This window comes from Acidovorax sp. (assembly GCF_046314175.1).
GTDB lineage: Bacteria > Pseudomonadota > Gammaproteobacteria > Burkholderiales > Burkholderiaceae_C > Acidovorax.
Genome location: NZ_JBKBXG010000007.1, coordinates 12,290 through 35,368, shown reverse-complemented (window position 1 = coordinate 35,368; position 23,079 = coordinate 12,290). Strand labels below are relative to the sequence as shown.

Sequence of the window (23,079 nt, the reverse complement as noted above, 5' to 3'; positions counted from 1 at the left end):
TGGCGCCATGAAATCCATTCATCTTGATGCGGGGTATGCCGAACTGCCTCTGGGCACACTCGACTCTGAAAAAATCGAGGCAATTTGGCGCTACAGGGCGCAGTCCGAAGGGCAGCAATTGGTATTACCGGACGGGCGGATGGATCTGGTGGTGCATTGCGCGCTGGGGCGGGCAGGCACTGCAACGCCGCGGCTTTTGGTGATTGCAGGACCTGCGCAGGTCCCCACCATGGTTGCGCTACGCCCCCACACCGTCATTCTTGGTGTGCGCTTTCATATCGGCTGGGGCGGGGCGTGCCTCGGCATTACGCCGAGTGCGCTGCGCGATTGCACGTTGGTGGGCGGTGATGTTGAGCGGTGCCTGGGGGCATTGGCAGGTGAAATCCTCGCGCAAACCACATTGCATGGTGTGGAAGCTGCCTTGCGTTGTGTGGCCGCGGCGCTGGCGTCGAGTGCGCGTGCGCGCATGGCCGCATCCCACGGCCGGGCGCTTCTTGCGCTTGGTCGCATGCAGCACGGTGCACAAGATGATGCTGGTGCGGCGGCTTGGGCGCCCCCCTCCTCGGCCCGCACGCTGCGGCGCGATATGGTGGCGGTGGTAGGCCTGCCCTTGCGCACGCTGGCGGGTGTGTTGCGCTTCCAGCGTGCGATGGCGCTTCTGGCCAAAGGCGTGGCTCCGCTGAGCGACGTGGCTGCCGCAGCAGGCTATGCAGATCAGGCCCACATGACCCGGGAGTTCCGGCGGTTCGGCGGGTTCACACCGGCCTTGCCTGAGCCAGCGCCACTGGTCCGCCTGGCATAGCTGCGCGTTTGCTACTGTCCGAAACGTTCAAGACGTGCCGCGGCAAATGGGCAAGACTGCGACGGTTTCGCAAACGCTTTTTTTACCCACACATGTACACACAACCTGTTTTTCAGCCAGACGGCTCTGGCGACTGCCACAGCCTGATGCGCACGTACCCGCTCGCCACCGTGGTGGCGATGACGGAACTCGGGCTGGATGCCAACCTGCTGCCGCTGGAGTGGGTGGCACAAGGCGTTCATGGCCAACTGCGGGGGCATATTGCGCGCGAGCACACCTTGCGGGCGGTGTATGAAGGAGCGCAGGTACTCGCGGTATTTCAGAGCCCCAACGCCTACATTTCGCCACGCTGGTACGTGAACGGCCAGCGCAGCGGGCGCCTTGCACCCAGCTGGAACTACGCGGCGGTGCAAGCCCGCGGTGCCATCCGCTTCACGGACGACATCGAATGGATGCACGCGCACCTGCAGGCGCTCACCCGACTGCAAGAGGAGTACCGCGCGCTGCCTTGGTCGCTGCAAGATGCGTCCCCCTCGTTTGTGGAAGATGCCGCCCGGCGGCTGGTGGGATTTGAGATCGACATCGATCACTTGAGCGGAAAGCGCTTTCTGTCGCAGCAACGCACTGCGGAGGATCGCCACAGCCTGGTCAAACACCTCCTTTTGGAACAAGCAGGCGCTGCGCGCGACGTGGCGGCGATGATCAACCCTTGAAGACCGGGGCCACCCGGTTGGGTGGGTTGATGTCAGCCAGCTGCCATCAAACGCCCGCGGCCCGAAGCCTTTGCGTCGTAGAGTGCAGCATCGGCGCGGGCCATGAGGGCGGACAGTTTGTTTTCGCCCGGGTTTAATGTGGCCATGCCAGCGCTGAAGTCCAGCTCGAACCCCAGCTCTGCGGCGCTGGTTTCGCGCAACCGCGCGCGCAGGCGGCGGTCAAATGCTTCGCCAGCGGGTGCTGTGTTGTGCAACAGCAGCACGCCGAATTCTTCGCCGCCCAGCCGCGCGATCAGGTCGCCGGTGCGGCGGGTTTCGCCCAGCAACCGGGCAAACAACTGCAAAGCGCGGTCACCCGCTTCATGGCCCAGGGTGTCGTTGATCTGCTTGAAGTGGTCCAGGTCTAGCATCAGGGCGGTCATGGGCAGCCGGTGACGCCAGGCGTGGGACATCAGGTTCTCGCCCTGGTGGGTGAAGCCACGGCGGTTGAGCAGGCCGGTCAGCCCGTCGGTCATGGCCAGTGTGCGCAGCTTTTGCTCAGCTTCATACCGCCACGCGACCAGCACGGCGACCGTACCCAGCACCAGGCTCACGTTGGTGACCACGGCCGCTGCCAGATTGACTGGGTGGGGAGTGCGAAAACTGGGGTACTGGTCGGTGAACGCACCCAGCACACCGCGGGCCAGCGTAAAGAGCGCAGAACTCAGCAGGCAGCCCAGCAACAGGTGTCTCCAGCGGCTGTCTGCAAGGATGAGGGGCGCCTGCGTGGCACGTGCCACCACACACAGCGTGGCGGCCAGCAGCCCGTTGGCCCAGCCCACGCGCCAGGCATAGTGGTCAAAACCCAGGGTATAGCCCAGCGGTGCCGCCACCACCAGCACCAGCAGGGTGCGGCGCAGGGGACGGGGCCCCAGCCACTCTTCCAGCGCGCGGTACAGCGCCCACTGCGCGGCCGTCTGGCACGCAATGGCAACCGTGGACAAGGCCTGGTCCCACAGCGTGGACGACGCGATGATGGCGGCCCAGCCCACTGCTTGCAGCAGCAGGCTGGCCTGCACGCACCGTGCGGCACGGCTCACATCCCGGCCCATGATCAGCGGCAGCACCGCCGAAATCATGAACAGGTTCGCCGCCATGACGGTCATGAGCGTGACGAAGTCCAGGGTCATGGGGTGGACAGAAGGGATTACTGGAAAGCCACCTCGGCGAAACTACGCAACTTGCGGCTGTGCAGGCGATCGACGCCGCCGGTGCGCAGGATTTCGATGGCGCGCATGCCGATGCGCAGGTGCTGGTCCACGCGCTCGCGGTAGAAATGGTTGGCCATGCCGGGCAGCTTGATCTCGCCGTGCAGGGGCTTGTCGCTCACACACAGCAGGGTGCCGTAGGGGACGCGAAAGCGGAAACCGTTGGCGGCGATGGTGGCGCTTTCCATGTCCAGGGCCACGGCGCGGCTTTGGCTGAAGCGGCGCTGGGGCATGTTGTCGGGCAGCAGCTCCCAGTTGCGGTTGTCAGTGCTGGCCACGGTGCCGGTGCGCATGATGCGTTTGAGGTCGGCATCCTCGATCTTTGTCACGTCGGCCACTGCCTGTTGCAGGGCCATCTGGATTTCGGCCAGCGCCGGGATGGGTACCCACAATGGCAGTTCTTCGTCCAGTACGTGGTCTTCGCGCACGTAGGCGTGGGCCAGCACATAGTCGCCCAGTTGCTGGCTGTTGCGCAGGCCCGCGCAGTGGCCCAGCATCATCCAGGCGTGGGGGCGCAACACGGCGATGTGGTCGGTAATGGTCTTGGCGTTGGCCGGGCCCACGCCGATGTTGACCATGGTGATGCCACTCGCGTCCTTGCGCACCAGGTGATAGGCGGGCATTTGCGGCAGGCGCGGCGGAGCGGCACCCAGGTCGTCGCCTGGCTGGGAGGGCAATCCAACGCGGCGGGTGACCACATTGCCGGGCTCGATGAAGGCGATGTATTCGCTGTCGGGCTTGGCCATCTCGGCATGGCCAAGGCGCACGAATTCGTCGATGTAGAACTGGTAATTCGTGAATAGCACGAAGTTCTGGAACCACTCGGGCGCCGTGCCGGTGTAGTGGCGCAGGCGGTGCAGCGAATAGTCCACACGCGGCGCGGTGAAAAGCGACAGCGGCTGCGCCTCGCCGGGGCGGGCCTGCCAGGTGCCGTTGGCAATGCCATCGTCCATGGCGGCCAGGTCGGGCAGGTCGAACACGTCGCGCATCAGCATGCGGCGCTCGGTGGTCAGCGTGCCTTCAATGTGATCGTGCTCGGCAAAGGAGAAATGGATGGGAATGGGGTGTGTGCTGGTGCCTACTTCCAGTTCTACGTTGTGGCTGGCGCGCAGAAGGCGGAATTGCTCGGCATAGTAGTTGGCGAACAGATCGGGCCGCGTAAGGGTGGTTTCGTAGCGGCCAGGCCCCTCCACAAACCCATAGGCCAGCTTGGTGTCGGCCCGCGCCACCGTGGTGGTGTGCACCCGTATAAAGGGGTAGAACGCACGCACGGCTGATCCGGGCGTCTCTCCCGCCACAAAGCGCTGCATCGTTTCGCGCAGATGGCCGATCTGTTGCTGGTAAATACGCTGCACCTGTGCCAGCGCTTCGGCCGGATCGGTGTGGCGGGTGGGGGCAATGAAGTCTGGAATGAGGGGCATGGGGCTATTTTCTCTCGGCTCGCCCATCCCGCCCGCCACGCCCACACAAATAGATGACAGTGGCGGGGTCCCAGACCTTGGCCGTTAGTGGCGGAGTGTCAAGTCTTGCTGTCCAGCCACTGAACGGCTGCATCCAGTACCGGGTCACCCCCGCCCATGATGCGCTGCACGAACCCTGCGTCCACCGGGACTCGCAAATCGGGTTCCACCCCCTTGCCGTGCACATAGTGGTCGCCGTTGGCTCCGATTTCTGCCACGGTGGGAGCGTGCACCACCACTTCTCCCGGCAACAGCACGCGGGTGGTCAGGCCGACCGAGCCCGGCGTGGGTTCGGTGGCAACGATGTGGGCGCGTCCTGCCTTTTGCAGCCAGGCAGAGAACACTTCGCAGGGGCCTGTGCACTCCTGGCCCGTCAGCAGTACCAGCGGGGCGCTGTATTGGCCGCTCCCCTGGGTGTATAGAGGCAGCTGGGGCGGGATGCCCAGGCTGCCACGGGAGCGCCAGACCTTGGCTGTCGCGTCCACCTGCCGCTGTGCGTAAGCCTGCAGGCGCAGCGGCCGGTCATACGAGAAAAACGACGCCGCAAAATGAGGCACCAGCTGGTAGGTGCTGTGGTTGTTGCCGCGCAGGTCCAGGATCAGGCCGCGCAGCCGGGATTGGTTGACGGTGGCCAGACTGCGCTCCCACATCTCCAGGTTGCCCCCGCCATCCGAGAAGGAGTTGAAGGCGATGTAGCCGTATTGCTTGCCCGAGTGGCTGCGCAGCTGAAAGGCTGAGAGCGATTCGTTGTTGGGTGCTCGGCCGGGTGCCTGTGGCTGCTCGGCCATTCGCTGGCGCAGATCCAGGGTCTGGTCCTTGCCGTCCTGGCGCACCTTGAGGGTCATGGCGTCCCGGTCGTAGGCGATCATTTTGAGCGCATCGTGCCGACGGCCCGCTTCTGTGGGGCGGTTGGAGTAGCGCGCTGCCCGGCCGACATAGCGCGAGACGCTTTCACCGTTGATTTCGACAATTTCTGCGCCGGGGCGCAAGCCTGCCAGCGCAGCGGGCGAGTTGGCAGTCACGCTGCTGACCAACGCGCGGCCATCAGAGAGCCACCACACACCGGGCACTGGCAGCGGCATGATGCCGCGCGGCTGCCATTGTTCGGTCAGGCCGACATCCAGGCCTCCCATGGCAGCGGCCTGTGAGCCAGCTTCCCGATGATCGACGCGAAACAGGCCGTCCTGCAGACGAGCACCGATTTCCGTGTAAACCTGCCCCATCGCCCGTCGGTCCTTCTGATCACCGGCCTGCCGGACCTTGTCGGACAGTTCAGTTTGCAACCGACTCCAGTCGGTGGGCTGGGCGCCACGGAAGGGGTAGCGCTCGTGCATCACGCTGGTGAAAGCCTTGAACGCATCTGCTGGGGCCAAACGCGCCAGGTCAATGTCAGCGGTCGATTGCACGTTGTACTGTGCGAGCGCCACTTCACGGCTGCGGTCGAAGCTGAAACCGCGGCTGTCGAGTGTGACCACGGTGTAGCCGCGGGGCAGTCGCACCATGGGGTCGTCGGATGTGAACAGGCGGCCGTCTGCACCGAATCCTGCTGGAAACGCCACGCCTGCTTCACTGGCCCACACCAGCAACTTGCCGCCCACGGGCTCCAGCGCCAGGTCGGGCTGCAATGGCCACTCCAGCTGCACCGAGCTGGACGTCAGCATGGCGTGCTGCTCGATGGCATCAAGCCCCCGACGGCCCGGGCGCCGCGGCACGTTGGAGTGCACTGTCAGTGCAAAGATCTTGACGCCGGCACCTCCTGTGCGGGTGCGGCCCGTGCCCAGGTCAAACAGGGTGCCGGGCGGTGTCGTCGGCAGGTCGATGGACACCGCAGAGCTGTCCCCGCGCGGCGTTGCCAGCAACTGGTCTTGCACCGGCGTGACATGGGCAGGCTGCCGCTGCACGAAGTACGCGCCCTGGTCGAGCAAGCCGACCAGCGTGTTGCTCACGGTGATCGAGTCGCCCGCATTGCGCTCCAGCATGGCAATGAGGCGTTTTGGCCCCCCTTCGTCCCGCGCCATGACGGCGGGGCCTGAGGGAGGCTGGGTGGGCGCGTAGCCCCGGTTGTTCCACATCTGTCTGCCGGTATCTACAGCCTGCCGTCCCGTGGACATGACCTGCTGCCCCGTGGACAGAACGCTTTCACCGCGGCTGACCGCTTCGCCCGCCTTGCCGATGTCCCCCAGGGTCCACGCGCGAAGCGGCGTGAAGGTCGCAACCATTGCCATGCCAATGAGCGCGATGAGCACCGGACGGAAACGAGGTTGCAGCGGCGCGCGCGCGCCTCGTGGCCAACGGCGCGGTGAGGTCGCTGCTGCAGCAACAACTTCAACTGAAGCGAGGGTGGCGGGGAAATCGCTGATCGGGCTGTGGATGGGCATGATGGCGATGGTGGGTGGGTGGAAAAGGGCGTTCTCAGGTGTAGCTGATCACGAAGTCGTTGTGAGCGGCGCTGACTTCGATCGTGTCGATGGACTTGGCATCGACCGATGCCTGCAAAAACTCCATCGCCATGCGCGGCAGGAGGTTTTGGGTCAAGATGCCGTCGATCATGCGGGCGCCGGATTCGACCTCGCTGCAGCGCTCGCGGATGAGCTGCACCGCGCTGTCGTCGAACGCGAACTGCGCGCCGTGGTTGTCCTCAATGCGTTTCTGAATGCGGCGCATCTGCAGGCGGATGATCTGGTCCAGCATGGCGTCCGAGATGGGGTAGTACGGCACCACCGCGAGGCGGCCCAGGAGCGCCGCAGGAAACTTGTCGAGCAGCGGTTGCCGAACGGTCTTTGCCAACGCCTCGGGCGCCGGAATCAGCTCGGGGTCGTTGCACATGCCCGCGATCAGGTCAGACCCCACATTGGACGTGAGGATGATCACTGTGTTCTTGAAGTCGATGTAGCGGCCTTCACCGTCTTCCATCCAGCCTTTGTCAAACACCTGAAAGAACATCTCGTGCACGTCGGAGTGGGCCTTCTCGATCTCATCGAGCAGCACCACGCTGTAGGGCCTGCGCCGCACCGCCTCGGTCAGCACGCCGCCTTCTCCGTATCCCACGTAGCCGGGTGGCGCGCCTTTGAGGGTGGAGACCGTGTGGGCCTCTTGAAACTCGCTCATGTTGATGGTGATGAGGTTCTGTTCACCGCCATACAGGGCTTCGGCCAGCGACAGCGCCGTCTCTGTCTTGCCGACCCCGGATGGTCCCGCCAGCAGAAAGACGCCGATGGGCTTTCCAGGATTGTCCAGTCGGGCGCGGGCAGTTTGAATACGGCGCGTGATGGCCTCCAGTCCGTGGCGCTGGCCAATCACCCGCTTTTCCAGCGTCTGCGTAAGCTCCAGGACGGATTTCACCTCGTCCCGAACCATGCGGCCCACAGGGATTCCGGTCCACTCTGCGACCACGGCCGCGACGACGCCCGCATCGACAACGGGGTGAAGCAGTGGATCATCGCCCTGCAATGCAGAGAGTTCCTTGCGCAAGGCATCCAACTCCAACGCAGAAACCTGGGGTTCTGCCGGTGCTGATGGCGGTTGTGTGATTGGAGCGTCTGTGCTCTCGGCTGCGCCCGCATCGCTCTGTGATGGCGGTTTGTGGGCCGCCATCAAGGCCACTTCGGCGGCGACGATGCGTTGGGCCAGGTCGCTTTCACGTTCCAGGCGCTCGGACAGGGCTGCGTGTTCCAGCTCAAGGCTCTGCAATGTTGCTGCAAGCTCCTCAAGACGGCTGGTGTGGGTGATGCCCAGGGCCGCTTCGCGCTGCACCACCTCCAGCTCCACCTGAAGTGCCTCCTGCTGGCGAGTCACTGCTTCAAGCCGGGCTGGCGTTGCCGTCAATGCCATGGCTACGCGGGAGCAGGCCGTGTCAAGCAGGCTCACGGCCTTGTCAGGCAGTTGCCGCGAGGGGATGTACCGGTGCGACAGGCTGACAGCAGCGGCAACTGCCTCGTCGGCAATGCGCACCTTGTGGTGCCCCTCCAACTTGGTGGCCACGCCACGGAGCATTTGAACGGCCTTGGGCTCGTCAGGTTCATGGATGTGCACCAGTTGGAACCGGCGTGTAAGTGCCGGGTCTTTTTCGATGTACTTTTTGTACTCAGCCCATGTGGTGGCGCCGATGGTGCGCAACACGCCACGTGCAAGGGCTGGCTTGAGCAGGTTGGCAGCATCGCCCGTCCCTGCCTGCCCACCGGCTCCGATCAAGGTATGGACTTCGTCGATGAACAGCACGATGGGCGTGGTGCTTGCCTGCACTTCATCCAGCAGCGAGCGCAGGCGGTTTTCGAACTCGCCCTTCATGCTGGCACCGGCCTGGAGCAGGCCCACATCCATCACGCGCAATTGCACGCCGCGAAGTGGAGGAGGCACGTCATCTGAGGCGATGCGCAGCGCCAAGCCTTCCACCACTGCCGTCTTGCCAACACCTGCTTCACCCACCAGGATGGGGTTGTTTTGCCGTCTGCGCATCAGGATGTCGATCATCTGGCGAACTTCGTCGTCGCGCCCTGTGACGGGGTCCAGCTCGCCTTTGCGTGCACGGTCTGTGAGGTCTACCGTGTAGCGCTGCAGGGCATCCTGTTTGCCCGCACCCAGGGGCGATGTGGCACCGCTGGCATCGCCCGGCGCACCCTGCAGACCCGACCCATCGGCAGCCTGTAGCGTGGCCTCTGGAGAAGCTGGCAACAATTTCGCAAACGCATCGCTGAGAGCGGGTTCGCTCACTTTCTCTAGCTCTTTGGAGATAGACCGCAGTTCATTGGTCAGTGCGCGCGTGCGCAGCATGCCGGAGAGCCAGTAGGCACTGCGAATCTGCGATTCATTGAACATCAGCGTGGCGTACACCCAGCCGCGCTCAATCGACATTTCGATTTGATCGGAAAAGTCGCTGATGGACGTTGCGCCCCGAGGGAGCCGATCCAGGCTGCGCAGCACGTCTGCTGCCAGCTGCTCCGAGTTCACTTCGAAATGGCGAAGGATTCTGAGCAGATCGGAATCGTTTTCCTGCAGCAACTGATGCAGCCAGTGCACCAGCTCCACATACGGATTGCCCCGCAGTTTGCAGAACACCGTGGCGCCCTCCAGGGACTTGAAGAGCAGGGGGTTGAGTTTTCCAAACAGGGCGAGTCGGCTGATCTCAGACATGGGAAGTAAGGGCAGTGCGTTGAGGGTGAAAGGTGTGTGTGGTGGCAGCGCGCGACCTATGCCGACGGGCTGCGCGGCTGTGGCTGGCCGCGTAGCTTGTGGCCGCGTTGCTGGAGCCAACTCTCAGGGTCGAGCCGGAAGTCATCTGCGTCGTGGGTGGCCGGAGCGCTTAGCATCCAGCTGGTCCAGCCCAGGCGCGTGCCGCCGCCCAGCTGGGTGCGAGGAACTTCCTCGCGCTGCAGAACCAGCTCGAAGTCCCAGGCGTATTCGATTCCAAGGTAGTTGCGGACCCAGTCCACCAAGGCCTTGAAGTCCTGCTGTCCAGGCAGGAAGCGCTCGTACTGCGCCAGCGTCATGGGGCCTATCCGTAGTCGGAATTTGCTTTGGGCGTCGGGCACCCGCGAGCCCACAACGGTATCTACGCCCAGTTGGGAGTTGCAAGCATGGCGCGAGAGGCGCGTTTGCTGCGCGGGCTCTAGCTCCAGGAGGTGCAGGCAATATTCTTGCAGCCCGACTCGGACGCCAAAGTAGCTGCCAATGGCCCGTTGCAGTCCTTCCGGGTTGCGTGTGGCCCGCGTGAGGTGGCCGGCCATGTGCAGTTTGGCGTGGTCAGCAACAGCATCGCGCTGGCGTGCGGTGGATTCCCCCACGCCGACAATGCTGGCCATGTGCCGACCAAACATGTCATCGCCAGCTCGGTCCAGAGAAGCCGTAGGTTGGGCGTCGGACCAGGCGCGAAAAAACAGCAGCAGCAGACGGTGGTGAAAGATGTCGGAGAAGCGCGCCAGCGCCGGGTCGTCATGCTGGCGCTGGCGTTCCCGGACATACTCTGTAAGGTGTGTCGGCAGAGGCCCGTTGGGTCCGTACAGGCCGAAATTCCACACGGTCAGGCGTTCGGGTTGGCCCGCCACTGGAGGCAATAACTCGGCGATGGTGGCCGGCGCAAAGGCAAGAGACGGGTCTTGCCCCAGACGGATGGGCTCTGCGTTCGGGCGGGCTGCGCGGCCCAGGCGTGGCAGATGCGAGTTGCGCGCCTGGAGCCATCGCAACGTGAAGAACAGGTCAAAGGCGTGGGGATTGCGGCGTAGCCGCTGCCACAGGTCACTGGCTTCAGTGCACGGTGGTGGCGCGGGTTTTCTCATACCCCGGGCCTCTGGCCAGGCCGCACGTCCCACTGCGCAATTTTTCCGCGCTGGCGTGAATGAAGGGACAGCTCCGTAAAGCTGTTGACCCCCACATGTCGTGCGAAGAAGCGCTCCAGCACAGACACCAATGGCCATGCGCTGACGCCGGCAAACGAAGCATCATCCACTGTGAGCGAAATGCCGACCCCGCGTCCGTAGACAAGCTGGCTGTGCTGGGTCAGGCGCCGGGTAATGGGGTGGATGCGCATCTCCTTGAGCCCTGCGACCTGGCCTGCCAGCGCATGGTTGCCCAGTGCCAGGTAGAGATTCATCACTTCTCGCAACGTGGCCGCGCCTTCCTCATCCGAGAGGTCGGTCATCGCCAGGTAGTTCAGGGTGAGGTGCGATATCAGGCGCCAGGTGATCTCATTTTCAGCCACGCTGCCAACAGGACGCGAGGGGCCTGTGATAGTGCGGATGTGTCCAATGGGTGCCGACTCAATGGTGGTGAAGTCGCCTTCTGCCCGGTTGGTTGGCATCAGCAGAGGCAGGTCCCGGTTGGTGCACAGGGTGCGCACGGAAAGCTGTTTGAGGTCGTCGGAGAAGGGGGCTGCACGCTGGTCGACCAGTGACAGAAACACCTCGCTTCCCAGGTACTGGGTGCGGGGGCCAAACCGCACAGCGTGCTCGGAAAAAAGTCGGGGCTCGCGCCGCATCGCGAAGTAGGCCTGATCTTCCGACCTGATGCCATGGACGGACGCGTACAGCGGTACGAATTCCCGGTCATTGACTTGACCCTCCTGGTGTCCAGTCACGCTCAGCACGCTGTAAACCTCGAAGTCGCGCGGGCGGGTCCGCTCCATCACCACGTGGTATTCGTTCACGTCGGAGGACACGTGGATGCGATCTGCCATGCGCTCGAACAGGTTGATGGCCGGGGTGCAGTGCAGCAAGAACTTGTGATGGTCGACCACTGCTTCCAGGGCTGGTACGGCCTTGCGCAACAGCAGGGTGATCGCCACCCGCTTTGCAGGAATCTGCCGCAGTGCCGAAGAAAGACCCCGAATGGAAAAGAAGCGGAAACGCGCGGGGAACGCAAAATACTCGTGAAGAAGGCGATGTCCTTGAAACGCCCGGTGGGAGTAGGGAAGGAGCGCCTGTGATTGCTCGTATCCTTCTGCATGCAGCGCCTGGGCCGGCAGGTGTCCATACACGATGGATGGATCGTTCACGTCGTGGATTACGATTCCCAGCACCGACTGGTGCAGGAGTTCCTGCAGGTGTGATGCAATGGCGTCTGTTGCATGAATGTACAGATCCAGCCTGTCCATCGCCAGATGCGAGAACTCCATGGCACCCTGGGTTTCAAGCTCCAGTCTCAGATGTGCGGCGGACTCTGCGGGCAAGCGAAATCGGGCCAGGGGAAGGTCCAGAGGCGGGCCGGCCAAGGCGGCGCGTGTGAGTGCTATGGGCCATAGCGTCACATCGTGGCCCGTACGAAAGTCGCAGGAGGTCTGATCGTCAGTTGTCTTGCGAGAACGCAGCATGCTGCCTGCAGGCAGGCAAAAGCCATCAGCGACATTGCCTTCAATCTCGCTGGGGGACATCTGAACGACCACCATGGCCGGGGTGGGCGCCAGGTAGTGCGGGCACACCATTTCCAGAATGCGCTGCGACAACCGCGGAAACTCCGCGTCCATCTTCATCTGTACCCGCGCAGTCAGAAAGCTGAAGCCCTCCAGCAGTCGCTCGACATAGGGGTCTGCGACTTCGAGATCGCGCAGCGCAAGGCGTCCTGCGACTTTTGGAAACGCAGAGGCGAACTCGGCTCCCAACTCTCGCAAGTAGGCCAGCTCGCGGTTGTAGTACTCCACCAGACGGGGATTCATCGTTGTGCGCTCACTGTCAATTTCTCAGATCCGATACCAAGACCTGGCCCGTTTCGAGGTCGAGGCTGGTCTTGAGCAGCAACTCCAGCGGGTAGGGCATGGACCAGAACTGGCAGCGAATCTCAAACTGCAGGGTGTTGTGGTGGTTCAGCGAATCGAACGATGGCAAAAGCGTGACGGCCAGGGTTTCCGGCAGGATGCGCGGCTCAAAGGCCACAATGGCGCGGCTCACGTTGGCCTCTACATCCTTCCAGTCCAGGTCGGATAGCAGCTTGCCTGCCAGCGGCGTCATTCCGTAGTTCAACGTCGACTGTTCCGCATGCGCTAGGCCGTCAAAATCGATGTGTCCCGACGCGTTACTGGCATTCAGCAGCCAGCCCAGATCGCGCAACAGTGCTGCACGCAGCCGGGACTCGGTGACGTAGACCGCGTCGGCTTGCTCGGTACGCTTGGTGGGCTCGTGGTCCGTCAAGCGATCCAACAGCGCCGGTTGCAGGCGGTCCTTCTCGGTGCCAAATCCGCTCAATCGCCTGGAAAGCATGTGCGAAGGCGTCAGGCGTTGAAAGAGATCGTGCGCACATCAAGCATCGCGTGATCGCCCTGATCTGTGATCAGTACCCGCTGGCCTCTGCCCGCAACATGATCGCCACCTATCTCTGACCATTCAGTGCGGCGTGCGAGGCGAAGGCCGTCATCGTCTCCCGCGTGGGCGGGGTAGCGTACGGGCACTACACCTTGCAGGGTGCCCTCATTTACTAACGTCAGCTCGGCGGGTTGCCACACAACATCGCGGAGGTCCTGGGGTTTCTCCAACGTGATGCTTTTGATGGACGAGAGCGGCACCCAGTAGTAGCAGCCCGCTGAATAGAGTTCCAAAATGGGCCCGAGGCGCGAGTCCGAATCGCACAGCCATTCGAATGGGTCTCCATTGATCGATCCGCTGATCGCTGGCGCCATGTCCAGTGCCTGGGTGCGCAGATCAAATGCGGCCTCCTGGGAACCCTCTGCTTGCGCCTTCAAAGCATCCACCATATAGCTCAACCACTGCGGCGGCTCGCCCACTACAAAGGGCGTGCGCCGGCCCTCAAACACTTCAGTTCGCAAAAGCTCGCAACGCATTGCTTCGCGATATGCCTGAGCCATGGGCAACGCCTTGGGGTCCAGCTGCGCGCACACCTGCAGCTGTGCGAGGGCTTTGTCCCAATCTCCCATCACTGCGAGCAGCTGAAAGTAAAAGGTGCGCAGTGAGGCCTTTGTCGGCTCTGCTCGAATGGCTTCTTTGATGCGGCTCAGCTGCACATCCAAAGGGTTGGTTGAGTCGAAGAATGTCGTAGTCACTTGAATACTCTTTGGATTGCCGAGGGTACGCAGCAGCGGGTTGATAGCTGGCGAGGTGGTCGACTGCACGCAGACCAGTCCGTCCGCCGTCCGTACGGAAGCAGGCGCACGTTGTTGGCTGCGCCGACGCCTAACCCCCAGTCACATGCACAAACTGGCCGAATCCGGACAAGACAACGGTGTCAACGGAAACGCGACGCCCGCACCTCGCCAAAAGTTGGCTTGTATGTTTGTATGGTTTGGGTGAGATGAAGGGACGCTTGGGGCCGTCGCGTTTATTGATGCGACTGTTGTTTCGCAACGGCCCTGAGTGGACTCAGTTTCCCGCTTCCTTCACAGAAGGGAGCTTAGATACCAGTCGCAGCGAAACCGTCAGACCTTCCAGTTGATAGTGCGGGCGCAGGAAGAACTTGGAGGTGTAGTAGCCGGGGTTGCCTTCCACTTCGTTCACTTCCACCTCTGCTGCGGCCAGTGGCTTGCGGGCCTTGGTCTCTTGCGATGAGTTCGATGGGTCGCCATCAACGTAGTTCATGATCCAGTCATTGAGCCAGCGCTCCATATCGCTGCGCTCCTTGAACGAGCCGATCTTGTCGCGCACGATGCACTTCAAGTAGTGGGCGAAGCGGCAGCAGGCAAACATGTAGGGCAGGCGCGCGGACAGGTTGGCATTGGCCGTGGCATCGGCGTCGTAGTATTCAGCCGGTTTGTTGAGTGACTGGGCTCCGATGAACGCGGCCACATCAGAGTTCTTTCGGTGGACCAGCGGCATGAATCCGTTCTTGGCCAGCTCCGCTTCGCGCCGATCACTGATGGCAATTTCGGTGGGGCACTTCATGTCCACGCCGCCGTCGTCGGTGGGGAAAGTGTGTGCGGGAAGATTCTCCACCGCACCGCCCGACTCCACCCCACGGATCGATGTGCACCAACCGTAGTATTTGAACGACCGGTTGATGTTTACCGCCATCGCGTACGCCGAGTTGGACCAGCAGTACTTGCTATGGTTGCCGCCCGCGGTTTCTTCCTCAAAGTCGAACTCGTCAACGGGATTGGTCTTGGCACCATACGGCAGGCGCGCCAAGAATCGGGGCATTGCCAGACCGATGTACTTCGAGTCATCGGACTCTCGCAAGCTGCGCCAGGCCGCGTATTCGGTGTTGGTGAAGATCTTGGTCAGGTCGCGGGGGTTTGCGAGTTCTTGCCAGGAGTCCATTTGCATGAGTGCTGGCGATGCACCCGAGATGAATGGGCAATGCGCAGCGGCAGCGACTTTGGCCATTTCTCCCAGCAGCTCGACGTCTGGAGGGCTGTGGTCGAAGTGGTAGTCGCCTACCAGGCATCCGAAAGGTTCGCCGCCAAACTGGCCGTATTCTTCTTCATAGACTTTCTTGAAGATGGGGCTTTGATCCCAGCCGACACCTTTGTACCGGCGCATGTTGCGATGCAGTTCCTTTTTGGAAATGTTCATCACACGGATCTTCAGCATCTCATCCACTTCCGTGTTGGTCACCAGATGCTGCAGGCCGCGCCAGGCGCCTTCCAGTTTCTGAAACTCCGTGTGGTGGATCACCAGATTGACCTGCTCTGACAACTTGCGATCAATCTCGGCAATGATGGCCTGAACAGTCTGGTAGGCGTCATTGGAGATCGTCGCAACAGACGCCAGCGCCTGCTGCGCAAGGGTCTGAACCGCTGCCTCCACGGCATCGCGGGCCTGGTCTGTTTTTGGTTTGAATTCCTTGCTCAGCAACGCCGCGAAGTCGTGCCCCTCCATAGACTGGGTAGTCGCGGAAGATTCGGTGATAGGTAGTGCGCTCATGGGTGTTTCCGTTCGCTAGGCTGGCTCAGGCGGCGTCGTGTTGAACAGAGCCTTCAGCAGGCTCCATGGCGGGCTTGGCGCTGGTGGCCAAAGACTTGAGCAGTGCCGGGTCTTGGAGGACCTTGCGGATCAGTTCTTCGGCACCCTGCTTGCCATCCATGTACGACAGCAGGTTGTGAAGCTGGGTGCGCGCCTCCAGAAGTGTGTTCAGCGGACCGATGTTCCGCGCCACTGCGGCGGGAGAGAAGTCATCCATGCTTTCAAACGTCAGGTCCACGCTCAGGTAGCCCTCGCCCGTCAAGGTGTTGGGGACAAGGAAGGAAGCGCGTGGCTTGATCGATTTCATGCGCGCATCGAAATTGTCGATGTCGATGTCCAGGAATTTTCGATCAGCTATTTCGGGCAAGTTCTCCAGAGGCTTGCCTGACAGGTCCGCCATGACGCCCATGACAAAGGGGATGTGCACCTTCTTCTCGGAGCCATAGATTTCAACGTCGTACTCAATCTGTACGCGAGGCGCCCGGTTTCGGGCGATGAATTTTTGTCCGCTTTTGCCCACTTTGGTGATTGACATGATTACCTCTCAAGTTGTCGATATCTAAGAACCTGGGCGGACCGCGAAGTTGTTCCGACACAGGCCGTCTTGCTTCAAATGCTTACAAAAATGTGCAAATTCACCACAGCTTGAATCCGCAGTTGCCAATACCCAGAACGCCTTTCACGAAACCACAACGGGATGAAAGTGGAGCGCGCTAGAAACATCAGCCAGTGCGTCCAGTTACAGGCGAAACTTTTGCGCACTTTGTTCGCGAATCGGCTTACAGGTTTGCGTGGTTCAGTATCCGAGTCCCTGGCGAAGTGACTGTTACAGTTCGTAGATTCATTGGGGCGATTCGGGCTGCGTGCCGGTTATCACTTCAATCTGCTGAAGGCTCTGTGGCGCCAATTCCCGCAAGATGTCGATGAAACCCATACCCATCAATCTTGCGGATCGGCGGATGAGCAGTGACGCCGGGTTGGTAGGCTCGGTCGACTCCAGGAACTCGGCGATCTTGACCAGTTGTTTGATCGCATCGTCCCGCGTTTTGATCTCCAGCGTCTTCACCGTGCTCTGAACCGCCAAAGAACCGGCGTCCTGCTCGACGGCGGTTGAGACTTCTACTGCAACTGCGCTTTTGGGCAAGAGACCGCTCAGAAGCGCCACCAAGGACTGAATGTTCCCCAGGTCAGGATGCTGGTGGCTGGGGAGCTTCTCGGTGCAAATCTGCATGATTTGCTGAAGTGACGTCTTGGCTTGCGGTATAGCCAGCAAAGAAAGGGTGTCACGTTTGGATGCATCTTCAATGCTCAGTCGAAGCTGCTCCAGAGTCAGTTGCGGATTCGACTCGGCGCGCTGGCCGCGTGCCAGCACTTCAGCATCACGAACCGTGAACGTGCCAAATGTGGACCTGACAAATTCCGTCTGTCTGAGTTCACGCAGCAGGCCCGCAACGTCGTTAAGGATGGACACCGCATTCATCCGCATGAAGTAGTCATCATCCTCGGCGAGTGGATGAATGTGATCCCAATGCTGGTCTAGCAGGGCGGCCATGAGACCGAGTCCACGGGCAAGGCCCACGAAGCCTGCGGTATTGGTCCAGGATCTGCATAGCAGCCCCGCAATGCGTATGTCCTTGCTTTGTCGGAGCAGCTGCAACGCGCTGCTTTCAACCGCCTGCCAGTCGGGTTCTTCTGCTGGGATGATCGTGTCGCCATATTGCTGCTCCAGCTTGCCTCGTGCGGCTTGTTCCAGTGCGAGAAACTCGGGGGCGTACGTCATTTCCGGGCCGCAGGGCGGGCTTGACGGAACATCGCTAAGGAGCTCGTCGATATCGGTCATGGGATATGAGATGTATGTTTACAGTGGGGAGACATGAGGCTCGGACGAAGGCGGCTGCTTCATGAACAGATGCGCAAACAGCGAGCGATCCAGTACGCCGCGATGCACATGTTCGTCATAGCCCCAGCGAGGAGTGGGGGTGACCCACCAGAGGCTGTTTTCGCTGCCGCGTGCCGTCCGGTTCCTCCAGTCACCGCGGGGAAGTTGAACCCGTTCGTCAGCCGCCTGATGTGCATAAGATGCCTCGCTGAGGTCCGCGAGGATGTTGTCGATCAACGACGGCTCGCGCGGCGTGGCGCTAGCCGACTCAAACGGGCTGGCAAGATGGCTAAGGCGCTGATCCAGTTCTTCTGGCGAAAGCGTGAGACGCCTCGCTTCCACAATCGCCGCGCGTGCGCCCGACAGGAACACGCGTACGCGGGCGTCGTCTGCGAGCGAGCTTGTGGCATGGGGTGCCGTTGCCATCACCGTCAGCGGGTAGTAGCGACCGACCCGGTCCATGCTGGGTGCGAGTGCCCCAATAACGGCAGTGCCAGTAACCGCAGCTGGCACCGCGAAGAACCAAAGCGGTGCGGTCACAAATTTCTCGGGCCATGTTGTGCTGTTCAGTGCACGCAGCTCATCCATGCCCGATCTCAACCAGGTGTCCCATTCAGTGGATAACGCATGAGGCATGCGGCGCCCCACAAAATCGCCGAGGCTGGGTAGCTTGCCGTACCACGCAACGGCGCCTTCGGGTTGCGCGCTTCGTGCCTCGGGGGCTAGAGGTTGTTCGGACATTCGAACTCCTCCATGGCTTTGAGCCGGAACGGGTTGAGGACACTGCTCGTTGTGACCTCGAACCGTACCCTTCGACCGTCCACATTGAAGATGGCGGTGAACTTTTCAGGTGCGTTGCCGGGAAGAATCTGGGCCCGATCAAAGAGTCGGTGCAAGGCCCATGGCCCTTCAGTGACCAAACCAGAGTTCTCCGCGCCCGCTGCCGTGATCTGCAGCCGCACCTGACCCGTACCGCGCGTACCGGGCCAGTTCACTGACTTGGGGATTTGCGGACCGTGCTGGTAGCGCAATACATCACCGTCGACATCCAGGACCATTTGCGAGATGGATGCATCCATTTCAATCGGTTTGATGTCCAGCCGAATCCCCGGGGCCTTGCCTCCTGACCGGAAGAAGACATCTCGGATGGTCGAGGCTTTCTGAAACGACGCCAAGGAGGCGGAACCGCCTACAGGGGTTCCATCGACACCTTGTTTGAACGTCCACGTGGCGGTGGAGATGTCGACCATGGGTTGCAGCGTGCTGCGGAAAAACTCGTCCATGGTCCCACCCATCGCAAACAGTTTTGCGAAATCGTCCGCAGTGACATCTCGTCCGGCACTGCGAGTGAAGGGATACCGGCCCAAAATGGCGCGGCGGCAGAAGTCGCCAATGGTGGCATTCAGGTTGCCACCGATGGTGCTGCGCACATCGCGCCCCACCATGGTGGACGTGGCTTGAGCCAGGTCGTCATACATGATGTTGAGCGGCGGAGGGAGTCGCTTGGCCTCTGCGCGCACCCTCTCCAGGGTGGACGAAAGCGTGGGAGGGACCGTACCGCCCGATTTGACCTGCTGCCGTGCTGCTGCAATCACGGCGGACGCCTCAGCGAGAACCTGCAGGCTCTGCGTCAGAGGTGTTGGACCTGAGCCGTTACTCGTGGCAAGGCGTCGGTACTCGCGAAACCGGAAGTCCACGATGTCCGCTTCAAGTGTCCCGCTGGGTGTCAGCCCACCTACGTTCACCTGCTTTCCGGTCAGGCGGCTTAGTTGGCGTTGCTCTTCGCGAATGCGGTTCAGCTTCTCGCCCAGCCAACTGCTGGTACTTGCGTTGGTACCTCCCTCTGCGTCTGGGCGCCGGGCCAGCGTCGTCTCCCGGGAAACGGCGCGAATGAACTGCTCCAGACTGGAGTTAGCCGACGAGTAAAGTCGGGCTTGCTCTCCGGCTTGATCCAGTGAGCCGATGCGCGTTGGACGAACATCAGCCAGATAGTCCTCCCAGAGCTTCGCATACTCCATGAGGTACAGGCGTTTGACTTCATTCGCCATCTGCCCCGTCAAAACCTCCTGGGTGGTACTGCGTCTGCCGTCGGATTGACCAATGATCCATCCCTCTTCCTTGGATAGCAGCGTTGTCACTTTGGGCACTTCGTGCAAGAAGACACCGTGATAGCCGTCATAGGTAAAAAGCCCGGAGATGCCCTGGGTCAGCGGTCGGCCGCTGCGGCGGCTGAAAACCTGAGGTGCTTCTGGTCCGCTGGCGCGCACCACTGAAAAGTCTGCAGGCAGATTGTTGCCCGTGGAAAGCAGCTGCTTCAGACGGCTATACGCACGCTGCGCAGGCGACATTTGGGCCAAACGCTGTCGGACCTCCGCGACGAGAGCGCTGTCGATGGGTGTGGTTGCAAGCACCACGCGCTCATCCATGAGGCGATCCAGATGATGAGAGAGACGTTCGCTCACGCCTGCCTGTACCAATTCGGGCGTCAGACTCGCGTCCCATTCATGGCGAATCCAGGCTTTGACGGTGCGCGCATCGAATCGGTCCGCATCGTGCACCATGAGATACGCTTTCAGCGCTTCGTAGCTGGCTTCGGGATTGTTGGTTGCCGTTTGTTGAAGTGATCGCCGCAGCTGCCTCACGATGCCAGGCAGCCAAGCGTCCTCTAGCAAGCGCAAGTAGGTGTTGTCCGCAGCAGTTTGCACTTTGGGTACCTGCAGAAGGCCCCAGCGCCATCCCACCGGGGGTGATCCCGTGTATTGGTCGCTGACGGCGAGGGCTTCGGCGTGGTCCAGCAAGGGGAGCAATGCCACCAAATTTTCCGGATCGGCCGTTTTGGCTTCATCAACCGCATGGCGCAGCGTGGCAACGCTGTCCTTGACCTCGGCCAGATAGCTCAGGTTGTTCTGATTGCTGATGCTCCATGCCAGCGCCGCTCCGCTCAACGCAAGCACAAGCCCAATGAGGCCCCCCGCCTGCAGGAGTCTGAGTTGCCGCTCTTTTTTGGCATTGCGGCCGGTCAACCCCGCTTCGTTGAACATCACCCCCTTGAAGAGGGTTTCGATAAAGAAGCTTTTGCCTTGTTGTCCCGTAGCTTGTTGGTTGGGGCTGGCGATGGAAAACCGGCGCTTCAGAGCGGAAAGCACGCGATCAAACGGCATGCCTTCCTGGGTTCCGCTCGTGAAGTAGACGCCTCTGAAAAGCGGCTTCTCCTTGAAGCGTGACGACGAGAAAGCCTCCGCCAACGTCTGGTTCACCACTTCGCGAAGACCCACAAACTGTTGAGGAAGCGCATAGATCAAACCGCGCCGTGCCAGATCGGTTTCTGCAAGCAGACGCTGCGGCAACAACCGATTGATCTGCGTGACGAGTGCGTCGAATTCCGCGGTGAATTGTGCAGTGGGATCGAGGTTTGAGGCCGACTCTTTGTAGGCCTGCGTGAATCCCCAGACCTGAGACCGTTCTTCGCGCGTCATCTGACCAAAAAACTCGTTGAAGCCCGCCAACAGATCTGTTTTGGTGATCAGCACATACACCGGAAACTTGATGGCGAGCTCGTCGCATAGCTCGCCCAATCGCATGCCGATGGTTTTTGCAAGGCGTGCACGCTCTGCGTCATTGCTGCTCAGCAGCTCTTGGACGCTGAGTGTGACGATGACTCCGTTGATGGGTTGCCTGCCGCGAAAGCGCTTGAGCAACTGCAGAAAGCCGGACCAAGCGGCTTTGTCCTGTACTGCATCGCTTTCCTGCGTGGTGTAGCGTCCAGCCGTGTCCAGCAGCACCGCCTGGTCGGTGAACCACCAATCGCAGTTGCGAGTGCCGCCAACGCCGCGAATAGACCCCTTGCCAAACTGCTCCGCCAAGGGGAAATTCAGACCCGAGTTGACCAGTGCAGTCGTCTTGCCAGAGCCAGGAGACCCAATGATCAGATACCAAGGCAACTGATAGACATAGCGTTTGGTAAACCGACCGAAGAGGCCGTTTTCTGTTTCGCCAAACCGTGTCTTTGCGAGGACATCAACCGCCTCTTTAAAGCGACCCTCCAGTTCCGCCACCTCTTCGTGGCCGGGTGAAGAATCCTGGGGGGTATCGCGCCCTGCCGTCAGCCTTGCAAGCTGTCCGAGCAGCTTGTCGTTCATTCTCTTGGCTCGCCACCATTGCAAGAGAAGTTTGATGAACCAGGCAACAAACAAGGCCGCGATCAGCGCCCAGCGGACGTTTTCACTTTCCAATGGTTGATAGGGCTTGATGTAAACCAATGGCCCTATGAACCAAATCACCAAGCTCAGCAGGATCAATCCGCAGAGCACCAGGGTGTGACGATTGAACAGCAGTGCTGCCAGGTTTCTCAGCATGCTCATTTCCTAACGCTTTCACTGCGTGCATTGCCGCCGCTGATGGCCTGCAACTCGTTGTCTCGCACCTGCGGGGCTACCAGAAGAATGATTTCCACACGCCGATTTCTGGCCTTGCCTTCGCTGGTGGTGTTGGGGGCCACAGGGTCGGCTTCACCTCGGCCCTCAGCTCTCACGCGCGTGCTGTCCCGTACGGTACGGATCAGCATGTCGGACACCGACTGGGCTCGTTCCTGCGATAGGTGCCAGTTGGACGGAAAGCGCGCTGTGCGTATCGGTGACGAGTCTGTGTACCCGTTCACCACGACCTTGCCCGGAACTTCATTCAATGCAATTGCCACGCGTTCGATGACTTGTATATAGCGGGGCTTGACGGTGGTGGAAGCAGGATCAAATAGACCATCACCCCGAAGAATGATGGTGCTGCGATCTGCCAAGTCGATGACTTCGACCAAGCCTTCCCTGATTTCTGGTTCCAAAAACTGGCGCAATCGGGGTTTGTCGACCGTGGCAACTGCGGCGATGGCTTTGGGAAAGCGGATGGAGTTAATGGCTGCAAACAGCTCGTCGGATTGAGCTGCCAAACGGTAGTTGAACCAAAGAAACAGGAGAAAAGCCAACAGCAATGCCAATGCAGTGGCCACCCAGAGGGGAACCATCGTCCATGGTGGTGCCGCTTTGCGCTCCTCCCCCTTCCAGCGGATCGACAATGCGCTACTGCGGTCGCCACGTGTGCTTTCGATCAACGCCAGCAACCGGGCCTTCAGAGTTTCGAGCTGGCTGCTGCCGTTTTCAATCACGCGATAGCGGCCTTCAAAGCCGAGCATCAGGCAAAAGTACATGAGCTCAATCAGGTCGATGTGCTGGTGGGGCGTCTGAACGAGCTTTGCCAGAAGCTGAAAGAACTTCTCCCCGCCCCAGGTCTCGTTGTGCAAGGCAACCAACAGGCTGAATTTGGGCCAAACCCCCGAGCCCCCCCAGGGGGTTTGCGCTGCTGCTTCATCCACCACCGTACAGAGGCAGTACCTTGCTCCGATCACCGTTTCGATGGAGACACCCGCTACACCGGCGCCTCGTTCAAATTCCCGGATGTTCGCAAGCAGCAGTCGCTGGAATCCTTCGGGATCGGAGTTCGACACCATGGCGCGAATCTGCGGGATGAGATTGAGCAGTGCGTTCGCGGACGCCACCAGGGGGTTGCCGCCGCTGATCACATCGGGCAAATCCGTTCGTGCGGCGGCAGGAGAGGGCATGGACGTGTCCATCAGGCCCGGGATTCCGTCCGTC

16 protein-coding genes are annotated in these 23,079 nt (G+C 61.2%); 2 read left to right on the top strand and 14 right to left on the bottom strand.

Annotation, left to right across the window (positions count from 1 at the left end; genetic code table 11):
• Window positions 1-7: 7 nt before the first annotated feature.
• Both ACK4OE_RS03265 and ACK4OE_RS03260 read left to right on the top strand, forming a co-directional pair.
• Window positions 8-802 (top strand): helix-turn-helix domain-containing protein, encoded by a 795-nt coding sequence (locus tag ACK4OE_RS03265; protein ID WP_409882960.1) that lies wholly within the window; start codon window positions 8-10, stop codon window positions 800-802.
• Between the two features lie 92 nt (window positions 803-894).
• Window positions 895-1,515, top strand: coding sequence for an FMN-binding negative transcriptional regulator (locus ACK4OE_RS03260; RefSeq protein WP_409882958.1), 621 nt, complete (start codon window positions 895-897; stop codon window positions 1,513-1,515).
• Between the two features lie 32 nt (window positions 1,516-1,547).
• On the opposite strand, the gene ACK4OE_RS03255 is transcribed toward ACK4OE_RS03260, so the two are convergent.
• The 14 genes from ACK4OE_RS03255 to ACK4OE_RS03190 all read right to left on the bottom strand — a co-directional run bounded on the left by ACK4OE_RS03255 (window position 1,548) and on the right by ACK4OE_RS03190 (window position 23,057).
• On the bottom strand, window positions 1,548-2,684 hold the full coding sequence (locus ACK4OE_RS03255; RefSeq protein ID WP_409882955.1) for a diguanylate cyclase domain-containing protein: 1,137 nt from the start codon (window positions 2,682-2,684) through the stop codon (window positions 1,548-1,550).
• A gap of 17 nt (window positions 2,685-2,701) precedes the next feature.
• On the bottom strand, window positions 2,702-4,183 hold the full coding sequence (locus ACK4OE_RS03250; RefSeq protein WP_409882954.1) for an AMP nucleosidase: 1,482 nt from the start codon (window positions 4,181-4,183) through the stop codon (window positions 2,702-2,704).
• Between the two features lie 98 nt (window positions 4,184-4,281).
• Window positions 4,282-6,447, bottom strand: coding sequence for a S41 family peptidase (locus tag ACK4OE_RS03245; RefSeq protein WP_409882953.1), 2,166 nt, complete (start codon window positions 6,445-6,447; stop codon window positions 4,282-4,284).
• Window positions 6,448-6,634: 187 nt separating this feature from the next.
• Window positions 6,635-9,352 (bottom strand): type VI secretion system ATPase TssH, encoded by a 2,718-nt coding sequence (gene tssH, locus ACK4OE_RS03240; protein WP_409882951.1) that lies wholly within the window; start codon window positions 9,350-9,352, stop codon window positions 6,635-6,637.
• 56 nt (window positions 9,353-9,408) lie between these two features.
• Entirely contained in the window at window positions 9,409-10,494 is a 1,086-nt protein-coding gene (gene tssG, locus ACK4OE_RS03235; protein WP_409882950.1) for a type VI secretion system baseplate subunit TssG, read from the bottom strand.
• Complete coding sequence (tssF, locus tag ACK4OE_RS03230) at window positions 10,491-12,365, bottom strand: type VI secretion system baseplate subunit TssF (protein ID WP_409882949.1); 1,875 nt, start codon at window positions 12,363-12,365, stop codon at window positions 10,491-10,493. The genes tssG and tssF overlap by 4 nt, the downstream gene beginning before the upstream one ends.
• 16 nt (window positions 12,366-12,381) lie before the next feature.
• Window positions 12,382-12,906 (bottom strand): type VI secretion system baseplate subunit TssE, encoded by a 525-nt coding sequence (tssE, locus tag ACK4OE_RS03225; protein ID WP_409882947.1) that lies wholly within the window; start codon window positions 12,904-12,906, stop codon window positions 12,382-12,384.
• An 11-nt stretch (window positions 12,907-12,917) separates the two neighbouring features.
• Window positions 12,918-13,772 carry a type VI secretion system accessory protein TagJ gene (locus ACK4OE_RS03220; RefSeq protein ID WP_409882946.1) on the bottom strand — a complete coding sequence of 285 codons (855 nt, stop codon included), beginning with the start codon at window positions 13,770-13,772 and terminating at the stop codon, window positions 12,918-12,920.
• Window positions 13,773-14,019: 247 nt separating this feature from the next.
• Window positions 14,020-15,474, bottom strand: coding sequence for a type VI secretion system contractile sheath large subunit (gene tssC / locus ACK4OE_RS03215; RefSeq protein ID WP_409883052.1), 1,455 nt, complete (start codon window positions 15,472-15,474; stop codon window positions 14,020-14,022).
• 70 nt (window positions 15,475-15,544) lie between these two features.
• Window positions 15,545-16,093 carry a type VI secretion system contractile sheath small subunit gene (tssB, locus tag ACK4OE_RS03210; protein ID WP_409882944.1) on the bottom strand — a complete coding sequence of 183 codons (549 nt, stop codon included), beginning with the start codon at window positions 16,091-16,093 and terminating at the stop codon, window positions 15,545-15,547.
• A gap of 306 nt (window positions 16,094-16,399) precedes the next feature.
• Window positions 16,400-17,398, bottom strand: a complete 999-nt coding sequence (gene tssA / locus ACK4OE_RS03205; protein WP_409882943.1) for a type VI secretion system protein TssA — start codon at window positions 17,396-17,398, stop codon at window positions 16,400-16,402.
• A gap of 18 nt (window positions 17,399-17,416) precedes the next feature.
• Window positions 17,417-18,178 carry a type VI secretion system-associated protein TagF gene (gene tagF, locus ACK4OE_RS03200; RefSeq protein ID WP_409882942.1) on the bottom strand — a complete coding sequence of 254 codons (762 nt, stop codon included), beginning with the start codon at window positions 18,176-18,178 and terminating at the stop codon, window positions 17,417-17,419.
• Entirely contained in the window at window positions 18,160-21,792 is a 3,633-nt protein-coding gene (gene tssM / locus ACK4OE_RS03195; protein ID WP_409882941.1) for a type VI secretion system membrane subunit TssM, read from the bottom strand. The genes tagF and tssM overlap by 19 nt, the downstream gene beginning before the upstream one ends.
• Before the next feature lie 2 nt (window positions 21,793-21,794).
• Entirely contained in the window at window positions 21,795-23,057 is a 1,263-nt protein-coding gene (locus ACK4OE_RS03190; protein WP_409883050.1) for a DotU family type VI secretion system protein, read from the bottom strand.
• Window positions 23,058-23,079: the final 22 nt, after the last annotated feature.